Below are 10,062 nucleotides of genomic sequence, written 5' to 3'. Positions count from 1 at the left end.
TGCGCCCTACTTCACCGACGCCGAACGCGCCGCGTTGGCCCTGGCCGAAGCCGTGACCCGCGTCGCCGACAAGGCCGACCCGGTGTCGGACGAGGTCTGGACCGAGGCGGCCCGCCACTATGACGACAAGGCGCTGGCGGGCCTGCTGCTGACCATCTCGGCGATCAATGTCTGGAACCGCCTGAACGCGGCGACGCGCCAGGTGGCGGGGAGTTTGGGGGTCTGAGCCCTTCCCCCAACTCCGTTTCCCCGGCGAAAGCCGGGGCCCAGATACAGCCTGAGCGGTTGGGGCGTGCTCGCCCGCAGCCTCGACCGCTCGGCAAACGCTCGTGGGTTCGATCTGGGCCCCGGCTTTCGCCGGGGAGATCGGATTTGGGGGCTGTGAGTGACGATCTAGAGTTCCCATGACCGCCTCCGTCTTCGACCTCTTCAAACTCGGCGTCGGCCCGTCGAGCAGCCACACCATGGGGCCGATGAGCGCCGCCGTGCTGTTCATCGGCCGCCTGCGTGACGCCGGCCAGCTGCCGAACGTCCACCGGGTCGAGGTCCGCCTCTATGCCTCCCTGGCCCTGACCGGGCGGGGCCACGCCACCGACCGCGCCGTGATCCTGGGCCTGATGGGCTTCGTGCCCGCCACGCTGGATCCCGACGCCGGCGAGCGCGCCCTGCTGGAGACGCAAGCTGCGCAGTCCCTGAACCTGGGCGGCGACCACGCCATCGGCTTCGACGAGGCCCGCGACATCGTCTGGCTGGGCCACGAACGCCTGCCCCAGCATCCCAACGGCCTGACCTTCACCGCCTTCGACAAGGCCGGCGAAGTCCTTGCCGAGCGCACCTACTTCTCGATCGGCGGTGGCTTCGTCCGCGACGAGTTCGAGATGGGCAGCAACGCCCCGCCCGAGCCCGGCCCGATCATCCCCCACCCGTTCGAGAGCGGCGCCGACCTGCTGCAGCGCGCCGCCGACGCGGGCCTGTCGATCGCCGGGGTCATGGGCGCCAACGAGCTGGCCCGCATGTCGCTGGACGACATGAACGCCGGCCTCGACCGCATCTTCGAGGCCATGGAGGCCTGCATCGATCGCGGCATGCGCCAGGACGGGACCCTGCCCGGCGGCCTCAGCGTCAAGCGCCGCGCCCGCCAGATCCACCAGACCATCCTCGGCCGGATGGAGCGCCAGATGAGCGACCCGCTGGCGGCCATGGATTTCGTCAACCTGTGGGCCATGGCGGTCAACGAGGAGAACGCCGCCGGCGGCCGCGTCGTCACCGCCCCGACCAACGGCGCGGCGGGCCTGGTGCCGGCGGTGCTGCGGTTCTTCGTGCGCTTCCACAAGGGTACGCCCGAGCAGATCCGCGTCTTCCTGCTGACCGCCGCCGCGATCGGCGCGCTCTACAAGCGCAACGCCTCGATCAGCGGGGCCGAGGTCGGCTGCCAGGGCGAGGTCGGCGTCGCCTGCTCGATGGCCGCCGCCGGTCTGGCCGCCGCCCTGGGCGGCACCAACGCCCAGATCGAGAACGCCGCCGAGATCGGCATGGAGCACAACCTCGGCCTCACCTGCGACCCGATCGGCGGCCTGGTGCAGATCCCCTGCATCGAACGCAACGCCATGGGGGCGATCAAGGCCATCGACGCGGCGCGCCTGGCGCTGCTCGGGGACGGCCAGCACTCGGTGTCGCTCGACAAGGTCATCGCCACGATGAAGCGCACCGGCGAGGACATGAACGAGATCTACAAGGAGACCTCGATGGGGGGTCTGGCGGTGGGCCTGTCGGTCAACCGGGTGGAGTGCTGAGCGAGGCTTAGCGTCCCTCACCTCCCCCTTCATGGGGGAGGTGGCGCGGCCGCGAAGCGCGCCGTGACGGAGGGGGTTGGTCATGACTCAGCAGCGCTGGCGCAGGCCCCCTCCACCGCCGTTCGGCGGTCCCCCTCCCCCAAGAGGGGAGGAGAGATTCTCCGCTCGACGGTCCGAGATTCCTCACCTAAGTTCGCCGAGAACAGGAAGGGAACAAGCATGGCCAAGGGCGTGATCCGGACGGGTATCGGCGGCTGGACGTTCGAGCCTTGGCGCGGGACCTTCTATGGCGATGACGTCAAGCAGAAGGACGAGCTGAAATACGCCGCGTCCAAGCTGACCAGCATCGAGATCAACGGCACCTACTATTCGACCTTCAAGCCCAACAGCTGGCAGAAGTGGCGCGACGAGACGCCGGACGACTTCGTGTTCGCGGTCAAGGCCAGCCGCTTCTGCACCAATCGCAAGGTGCTGTCGGAGAACAACGATTCCCTGCAGAAATTCCTGTCCCAGGGGCTGGAGGAGCTGGGCCCGAAGCTTGGCCCCATCAACTGGCAGTTCATGGCGACCAAGAAGTTCGACGCGGCTGATTTCGAGGGATTCCTGAAATTGCTGCCGAAGGAACAGGGCGGTGTGCGACTGCGCCACGCCCTGGAGGTCCGCAGCCCGACCTTCGCCTGCAAGGAGTTCTACGACCTGGCCGCCAAGTACGGCGCGGCCATCGTCTACGCCGTCGACGACGAGGAGCCGACCTGGCCCTGCATCGACCAGCCCACCGCCGACTTCACCTATGCGCGGCTAATGTCCAGCAAACCGGACGAGCCGACGGGCATGAGCTCGGAGGAACTGGACGGGGTGGTGACGCAGGCGCGGGCCTGGGCCGAGCGCGGGGATGTGTTCGCGTACTTCATCGCTGGGGCCAAGGTGCGCAATCCGGCGGCGGCGATGGCGTTGATCGAGAAGTTGAAATCCTAAAAGCTCCCTCTCCCATAGGGAGAGGGTTGGGGTGAGGGGTTACGAGGCATGACGGCGTGCCGGCACTCCGGCCACCGCTGTAACCCCTCACCCTCCCATCGCTTCGCGACGGGCCCCTCCCTCTCCCTATGGGAGAGGGGTATTGCGGGGAAACCACGGCAAGAACCCACTGGTCCGCGCCACATATGCCTCATACCCAGGCTTGCTCTTGCGCATCCGGCCCTCCGTCGTCGGCACCCCGCTCCACCGGGTCAGCAGCACGGTCATCAGCACCGGCCCCGGCAGGCTCCAGGCGCCGATCCCCGTCTCGGCCGCGACCAGGTACAGCCCCCACCACACGCAGGCGTCGCCGAAATAGTTCGGGTGGCGGGTATAGCGCCACAGCCCCCGGTCCATGACCTTGCCGGCGTTGGCCGGATCGCCCTTGAAGCGGGTCAGCTGCCAGTCGCCGATCGTCTCGAACGCAATGCCGATCACCGCCAGCGCCGCGCCGAACATCGCCAACGGCCCCAGCGCCCCGCCCTGCTGCCCCAACTGCACCGGCAACGCCACCACGAACCCCAGCGCATACTGCAGCGAGAACACCAGCAGCAGCGCCGTCTTGGCGAAGCTCCAGCCGCGATGCTTCTCGGCGTGGGCGATCATCGAGACATAGCGCCGGTCGGCCCCGTGCTTGCGCCAGCGCCAGAACAGGTAGCCGCCCAGCCGCGCCGCCCACAGGGTGCAGAGGCCCGTCAGCAGCAAGGCGTGCGGCGTTGGCGGGCTCTGCGCCAAGGTGCTCCAGGCCAGCAGCGCCATGCTCGGCCCCCACCAGGCGTCGATGAAGCTGACGTCCTTGATCCGCAGGCTGACGGCCCACAGCAGCAGGAAGGCGACCGCCGATACGGCGGCGTTGACGAGAAGAAGCGTGAGCAGGGGCATTCGGGGACCTTGAGCAGGGGTCGCGAAGATACGGGGCGGCGGCGGAAGGGTTTCAGGTCCCGACGACGAAACTGACCGTGGTGGTGGTCGAACCGCCGATGTTCAGGGTCTGGACCGTCCGGGCGCCCTCGACCTGGTAGTCCTCGGCCCTTCCCGAGGTCTGCTTCCAGGCGTCCAGCAACATCCGAACGCCTGTGGCCCCCACCGGGTGCCCGGTCCCGATCAGCCCGCCGGACGGGTTGATCGGCAGCTTGCCGCCGATGGCGATGTCGCCGGCCTCGACGGCCTTCCAGCTCTCGCCCGGCGCGGTCAGGCCCAGGTGGTCGATGGCCATGTATTCGGTGGCGGTGAAGCAGTCGTGGGTCTCGACCGCGTCGATGCCGGAGACGTCCGGCGCGATCCCGGCCCGGGCGCGGGCGTCGAGGATGGCGCGGCGCACCTGCGGGAAGACGTACGCCTGATCGCGCGACGCCTCGACCTTGCGGGCGTAGCTCAGCGGCGCCGAGCGATGGCCCCAACCCTTGATGCGCGGGATGCTGTCCAGCGCGATCCCCCGCTTGTCGGCATAGTCCCGCGCCCGCCGCTCCGAGGCCAGGAACACCACGGCCGTTCCGTCCGTCACCTGGCCACAGTCCTGCTTGCGCGTGCGACCTTCGACCACTGGATTGGCGACGTCGTCGGCGGTGAAGGCCTCGGGCCCGAAGTTCCAGCCCCGCGTCTGGGCGTTGGGATTGCGCTTGCCGTTGGCGAAGTTGATCTCGGAGATCCCCATCAGGTGCCGGTAGTCCAGCCCGTAGCGGCGGTCATACTCGTCGGCGAGATCGGAGAAGGCGCGCGGCCACAGGAAGCGGGCGTCCTGGAATTCGTGGCCGGCCCAGGCGGCGCTGCCCAGGTTCTCGGCCGCCTTCTGGCCAGGGACATTACGCATCTGCTCGATGCCGACGACGCAGGCCAGGTCGTAGCGGCCGGCCTCGATCTCGGCCGTGGCGGCCAGGATGGCGACGCTGCCCGAGGCGCAGGCCGCCTCGTGCCGCGCGGTCGGCAGGCCGTCGAAGGCTGGATGGACCAGGCCGAACAGGCCGCCCAGCAGGCCCTGGCCCGCGAACAGCTCGGCGGCGAAGTTGCCGACATGGCCGGTCTCGACCTCTTCCGGGTCCAGATCGACGGCCGCCAGCCCCTCGCCCACGGCCTCGCCGAAGGCGTCGGCCAGCTCGCGTCCCTCGCGGCTCCAGTTGGCGGCGAAGTCGCTCTGCCAACCGCCCAGCACATAGACCATGCGCCGACCTCCCGATGTCTAGTTAGTTCGATTATACAAGCGACCTATGGCGAGTCCACGACTTTGACGAACAACGGTTTGAACCGAAGTTGACTCGCCCAGCCGAAGCGGCCCACCAAGCCGCTCGATGGTCCTCGAGAAGAGCCCCGCCCCAAAAGAGACGGCACTCGTCAGACGCAGTTCAGCCGCCCGCGCGCTGAACCTGATCGGCGACCGCTGGACCCTGCTGGTGCTGTACGCCGCCTTCATGGGCGTCAAACGCTTCGACGGCTTCGTCGAGATGACCGGCGTCGCCCGCTCGCTGCTGACCGACCGCCTCAAGCGCCTGGAGGTCGGCGGGGTGCTGGAGCGGCGGCTCTACCAGGACCGCCCGCCGCGCTCCGAATACCGGCTGACGGCCATGGGCCGCGACCTCTACGACGCTGCCCTGATGCTGCTGAGCTGGGAGATGCGCTGGCGCCTCGACCCCGACTGCCCCTCGCACCGCATCGTCCACGAAACCTGCGGCCAGCCGTTGAAGCCGGTGCTGGCCTGCAAGGCCTGCGGCGAGGCGGTGAAGGTGCGCGACATCACCCTCTCGCCCGGACCGGGCGCCGGCCTGGAGCCCGCGCCCCGCGCCCGCCACTCACGCCGCGCCAGCTCCGACGACGTCGGCGGGGCAGGCCTGCACCCGATGCTGGAGCGCGGGATCGAGGTCCTGGGCGACCGCTGGACCGCCCACGTCCTGGCCGCGGCCTTCTACGGCCTGCGCCGGTTCAAGGACTTCCAGGACGAACTGAAGGTCGCCAGCAACATCCTCACCGACCGTCTGGCGCGGCTGGTCGAGCGCGGGATGCTGGAGAAGGTGCTGTACCAGGAGCGCCCGGCGCGGTGGGAGTACCAGCTGACCAAGGAAGGCCGGGACCTGTTCCCGCTGGTCGCGGCGCTGATCGCGTGGGGCGATCGGTGGCTGGCGGGGAGTGAGGGAAGTCCGGAAATCCTGACGCACAGCTGCGGCGCACGGTTGGAGCCGGAGGTGCGGTGTGGCGTCTGCAGCGGCGCCGTGGATACGAGCAACACCAAGATCGAGCGCTGATCTCTCCTCCCCCGTCTGGGGGAGGTGGCGCGGCCGCGAAGCGCGCCGTGACGGAGGGGGCTTGTACGGCCCAAGCGGGCGCGAGCCCCTCCACCGCCGTTCGGCGGTCCCCCTCCCCCAAAGGGGGAGGAAAGCGCTAGTCCAGCCAGAGGTCGCTGGCTTCCTCTGTGTCCCCCCAAAATCCTGGCTTGGGAGGCGTAATGATTCCCCGCTCCACCCGCAGGCCGCCAGGATGATCCACCGCCAACCACCACGGCCCGTCGAGGTCCGCGAAATCACTCGCCCCGCCCAGATGCAGCGCCGGCGCGACGCCCAGCGACGAGGCCACCATGCAGCCCGTCATCACCTGGAAGCCCAGCACCCGCGCGGCCTTCAGCATCCCCACCGCCTCGGTCAGGCCGCCGGTCTTGTCGAGCTTGAGATTCACCGCCTGGTAGCGGCCTTTCAGCGCCGCCAGGTCGCCGCCGACATGGACGCTCTCGTCGGCGCAGACGGTGAACGGCGGGTCCCAGCCTTCCAGTTCGTGGTCCGCGTCGGCCGGCAGCGGCTGCTCCACGAGCGCGATCGGCAGATCGGCCAACAGGCTCTTCAGCCCGTCGAGGATATCGAAGGTCCAGCCCTCGTTCGGATCGACGATGAAGCGCGAGGTCGGCGCGGCCGCCGCGACGGCGCGCAGGCGGGCAGCGGGATCGTCGGCCGAGAGCTTGATCTTGATCAGCGGCGCGTCGGCGACCGCGCGGGCGGCCTCGGCCATCTTGTCGGGCGTATCGAGGCTGACGGTCACGGCGGTGACCAGGGCGGTCGGGATTGGCAGGCCGGTGGCGCTGGCCACGCTGACGCCGGTGCGCTTGGCCCGCAGGTCCCACAGCGCCAGGTCCAGAGCGTTGCGGGCCGCGCCGGGCGGCAGGGCGGCGCAGGCGGCCTCTACATCGGCCGAGGCCAGGGCCGGCTCCAGCTGGGCCAGCACGCTATCGACCGTCTCGCCGTAGCGGCCGTAGGGCACGCTCTCGCCGCGTCCGATGTGGCCGTCGGCCGAAGCGATCACCTCGACCACGTCGGCGGCGGTCTTGACCCCGCGCGAAATGCGGAACGGGGCCTTCAGGAGATGCGAGACCGGGCGGGCGGAGACGGCGATCGACATGCCCGCAGGGATGCCGCGTTTCGCCGGCTCCTACCAGCCCCTCAAAATCACCAGCCCCAGTGACGGGGGATCGGCGAGTCGGCGCGCCGCTCGGCCATCACCTTCAGAGCCAGCGGGCGATCGACGAAGAACAGCACCGCCCACACCAGCAGCACGCCGGCATAGCTTATCTTCCCCCAAACGCCGCCCGGACGACCGGGACGCACGAAGCGGGGACGGCGCGCGTTGAACGGCTGGGTCATGGCGAAGTCGGTCATGTCGTCCCTCATCTGATGAAGACGACCTTGGCTGTGCCATGCGCCAGAATCGGACGTATTGAACCCACCGACCAAACCGTTTCGTATTCGGCCGCGTTTTGCCAAAAGCCGCCCAGAGAAAGCGCTCAAGAGGATTCCATGGCCAAGACCGTCAGCATCAACATCCCCCACCAGCTGGGCGCGGCCGAGGCCAAACGGCGGCTGGAAGAGGGCCTGGCGCAGATGGCCGGACAGATCCCCGGCGGCGACGCCAAGGGCTTCTCCCAGAGCTGGGCCGGCGACGTGCTGAACTTCTCGGCCGTGGCCATGGGCTCGACCATCACCGGCGTCGTCCAGGTGCTGGAGGACCACGCCCGCCTCGACATCAGCCTGCCCGGCCTGCTGGGCATGGCCGCCGGCAAGATCAAGGACGAGCTGACCCGGCGCGGCCAGTTGCTGTTGAAGTAGCGCCCCTCTACACAGCCGCAACGGCGGCGCGACCGGTGCGCGCGCCGCCACGAGGGCCCGATGGCTATCCACGACGCGTTCATTTTCTTCAACGAGCTGGACCTGCTGGAAATCCGCCTGACGGAGCTGTCCAAGACCGTCGACCGGTTCGTGATCGTCGAGGCGCCGATCACCTTCCAGGGCGCCCCCAAGCCGCTGTTCTTCGCCGAGAACCGCCAGCGCTTCGCCCGCTGGTTGCCGCGCATCAAGCACGTCGTGGTCGACGACATGCCCGAGACCACCAGCACCTGGACGCGCGAGTTCCACCAGCGCGAGGCCATCCGTCGGGCCCTGGCCGACTGCGCGCCCGACGATCTGGTGCACATCTCCGACGCCGACGAGATCCCGCGCGTCGAGGCCCTGCTGGCCGCCAGCGAGCGTAAGACTCTGACCTATCTGCACAACGCGCTCTACATCTACTACCTGAACTGGGCGTGGGGCGACGAGCAGTGGACCCGGGCCTATGCCGCGCCCTGGCGCGAGATCCAGCAGCTGGACGACCTGAACGCGCCGCGCCTGAAGACGCCGCAGGACTATCTGGGCCTGAGCGTCGAGGCGGCGCGCGAGCGCATCCTGTGGGACGCCGGCTGGCACTTCTCGTACGTCGGCGGCATCGACAAGGTCATCGCCAAGCTGGCCGCCTTCGCCCACGACGAGCCGGAGGTGGCGCGCTGGAAGGAAGAGGGCCTGCTGGCCGAGAAGATCGCCGAGGGCCGGCACTTCTACACCGGCGCCAGCCTGACGCCGGTGCGGGTGGACGCCACGTTCCCGCGCGCCGTCCGCGACCAGTACGCGACCTATGTCGAGCGCAAGCTGATCGACCCGAAACCCGGCCGCGAAGCGCCGGGCCTCAAGGACCTGCTGCGCCGCGCCTTCAGAGCGTAGCCAGCTCCACGCGACCCAGACGCTCGGGATCGCCGGTGACGGTGATCTCGGCGACCTTGCCGTCCACGATGCGGATGTCGAGCACCGCGTAAAGCTTGCCCATCGGCGCGACGACCGCGCCGATCGCGCCATTGACCAGCGCCGTGCGGCCCGAGACCGCCAGGCCGTTGTAGAAGTCGGCGACCTTGGCCGCGCCGCGCAGCTCGCGGGTCTGGCCGCCGCCGGCGAAGGCGTCGGCGCGGACCACGACATTGGGATCCAGCACCGCCATCAGCCCGGCCAGGTCGCCGGTGCGGGAGGCCAGCAGGAAGGCGTCGACCACGCTCTTCTGCGCCGTCTGGGTCGCATCCAGGCTGTCGCCGCCGCGCACCCGGCGACGGGCGCGGCTGGCCAGCTGGCGGGCGGCGTCGGGCGTGCGCTCGACGATCGGGGCGATCTGGTCGAACGGCAGGTCGAACAGGTCGTGCAGCACGAAGGCGATGCGCTCGGCCGGCGTCAAGGTCTGCAACACCACCAGCATGGCCAGGCCCACGGAGTCGGCCAGGATCGTCTCGCGCTCGATGGCGTCCTCGGCGGTGACGGCCGGCTCGGGCGCGCCGTCCTCGATGGCGTCCTCGCGGCGCGACTTCTTGCTGCGCAGCATGTCCAGGCAGACGCGCGAGGTCACTGTGGTCAGCCAGGCCGACAGGTTGTCGACGCCGCTGGTGTCGGCCCGGGAAAGGCGCAGCCAGGCTTCCTGCACCGCGTCCTCGGCCTCGGGCAGCGAGCCCAGCATGCGGTAGGCCACGCCACGCAGGCGAGTCCGGTCGGCTTCAAATCGGTCCGCCAGGAAATTCTTTTCGGACATCGGTCACATCGCTCCGTCGGGCTTCGTCACCTCTTCGACGAACACAAGCCGCTGGATGTGACCGGCGGCATCGCCAAACCGCAAGGAGCAAGACCGATGCAAGCCCGCATGACCCAGCCCGCCTTCCTGATCCCCGACGCCATAAAGGCCCTGATCGCCCTGGGCAAATCCGCCCATGTCGAGGGCGTGCCGGAAAGCCTGCACGAACTGCTGCACCTGCGGGTCAGCCAGATCAACGGCTGCGGCGTCTGCCTGGAAATGCACGCCCGCGCCCTAGTGAAATCCGGCGAGACGCCCGAGCGCCTGGCCACCGTCGCCGGCTGGCGCGATGCGCCCTACTTCACCGACGCCGAACGCGCCGCGTTGGCCCTGGCCGAAGCCGTGACCCGCGTCGCCGACAAGGCCG

The 10,062-nt window shown here is 69.4% G+C and carries 12 protein-coding genes and 1 pseudogene; 8 read left to right on the top strand and 5 right to left on the bottom strand.

Features of this window, described 5'->3' with window-relative positions:
• From AC07YH_RS26300 to AC07YH_RS26285, 4 genes and pseudogenes are all read left to right on the top strand, one after another.
• A partial coding sequence (locus AC07YH_RS26300; RefSeq protein ID WP_494749842.1) for a carboxymuconolactone decarboxylase family protein occupies positions 1–226 on the top strand: 226 nt, incomplete at its 5' end.
• Between the two features lie 178 nt (positions 227–404).
• Positions 405–1,793, top strand: a complete 1,389-nt coding sequence (locus AC07YH_RS26295) for an L-serine ammonia-lyase (protein ID WP_494749841.1) — start codon at positions 405–407, stop codon at positions 1,791–1,793.
• A gap of 107 nt (positions 1,794–1,900) precedes the next feature.
• Positions 1,901–1,984 (top strand): annotated as a pseudogene (locus tag AC07YH_RS26290) (hypothetical protein); the annotation flags it as partial.
• Between the two features lie 28 nt (positions 1,985–2,012).
• The gene (locus AC07YH_RS26285) at positions 2,013–2,768 is read left to right on the top strand and encodes a DUF72 domain-containing protein (RefSeq protein WP_494749840.1); all 756 of its coding nucleotides are present in this window, start codon (positions 2,013–2,015) and stop codon (positions 2,766–2,768) included.
• 126 nt (positions 2,769–2,894) lie between these two features.
• Here AC07YH_RS26285 and AC07YH_RS26280 read toward each other — a convergent pair whose 3' ends face one another.
• Together AC07YH_RS26280 and AC07YH_RS26275 are read right to left on the bottom strand one after the other, a co-directional pair.
• Positions 2,895–3,689 (bottom strand): DUF1295 domain-containing protein, encoded by a 795-nt coding sequence (locus AC07YH_RS26280; RefSeq protein ID WP_494749839.1) that lies wholly within the window; start codon positions 3,687–3,689, stop codon positions 2,895–2,897.
• A 52-nt stretch (positions 3,690–3,741) separates the two neighbouring features.
• Positions 3,742–4,965: an acetyl-CoA acetyltransferase gene (locus tag AC07YH_RS26275; protein WP_494749838.1), complete on the bottom strand. Its 1,224-nt coding sequence runs from the start codon at positions 4,963–4,965 to the stop codon at positions 3,742–3,744.
• A gap of 127 nt (positions 4,966–5,092) precedes the next feature.
• Between AC07YH_RS26275 and AC07YH_RS26270 the strand changes: the two genes are divergently transcribed.
• Positions 5,093–6,040, top strand: a complete 948-nt coding sequence (locus AC07YH_RS26270) for a winged helix-turn-helix transcriptional regulator (RefSeq protein WP_494749837.1) — start codon at positions 5,093–5,095, stop codon at positions 6,038–6,040.
• A gap of 136 nt (positions 6,041–6,176) precedes the next feature.
• Here AC07YH_RS26270 and AC07YH_RS26265 read toward each other — a convergent pair whose 3' ends face one another.
• Together AC07YH_RS26265 and didA are read right to left on the bottom strand one after the other, a co-directional pair.
• Positions 6,177–7,181: a dipeptide epimerase gene (locus AC07YH_RS26265; RefSeq protein WP_494749836.1), complete on the bottom strand. Its 1,005-nt coding sequence runs from the start codon at positions 7,179–7,181 to the stop codon at positions 6,177–6,179.
• A gap of 47 nt (positions 7,182–7,228) precedes the next feature.
• Positions 7,229–7,438, bottom strand: a complete 210-nt coding sequence (gene didA, locus AC07YH_RS26260; protein ID WP_494749835.1) for a DNA damage-induced SOS-independent cell division inhibitor A — start codon at positions 7,436–7,438, stop codon at positions 7,229–7,231.
• 138 nt (positions 7,439–7,576) lie between these two features.
• Here didA and AC07YH_RS26255 point away from each other — a divergent pair, with 138 nt between their 5' ends.
• Positions 7,577–7,885: a polyhydroxyalkanoic acid system family protein gene (locus tag AC07YH_RS26255; RefSeq protein WP_494749834.1), complete on the top strand. Its 309-nt coding sequence runs from the start codon at positions 7,577–7,579 to the stop codon at positions 7,883–7,885.
• A 60-nt stretch (positions 7,886–7,945) separates the two neighbouring features.
• Complete coding sequence (locus AC07YH_RS26250; protein WP_494749833.1) at positions 7,946–8,809, top strand: glycosyltransferase family 17 protein; 864 nt, start codon at positions 7,946–7,948, stop codon at positions 8,807–8,809.
• Here AC07YH_RS26250 and AC07YH_RS26245 read toward each other — a convergent pair.
• Positions 8,799–9,656, bottom strand: coding sequence for a sigma-70 family RNA polymerase sigma factor (locus tag AC07YH_RS26245; RefSeq protein ID WP_494749832.1), 858 nt, complete (start codon positions 9,654–9,656; stop codon positions 8,799–8,801). The two genes, AC07YH_RS26250 and AC07YH_RS26245, sit on opposite strands and share 11 nt — an antisense overlap.
• A gap of 96 nt (positions 9,657–9,752) precedes the next feature.
• Between AC07YH_RS26245 and AC07YH_RS26240 the strand changes: the two genes are divergently transcribed.
• Positions 9,753–10,062, top strand: a 310-nt coding sequence (locus tag AC07YH_RS26240; protein ID WP_494749831.1) for a carboxymuconolactone decarboxylase family protein, incomplete at its 3' end; no start/stop codon positions are given.

Source organism: Caulobacter sp. GW456-12-1-14-TSB4 (genome assembly GCF_059424195.1).
Note: the sequence above shows the minus strand (reverse complement) of the source record. Positions and strands in the feature narration are given on the sequence as shown.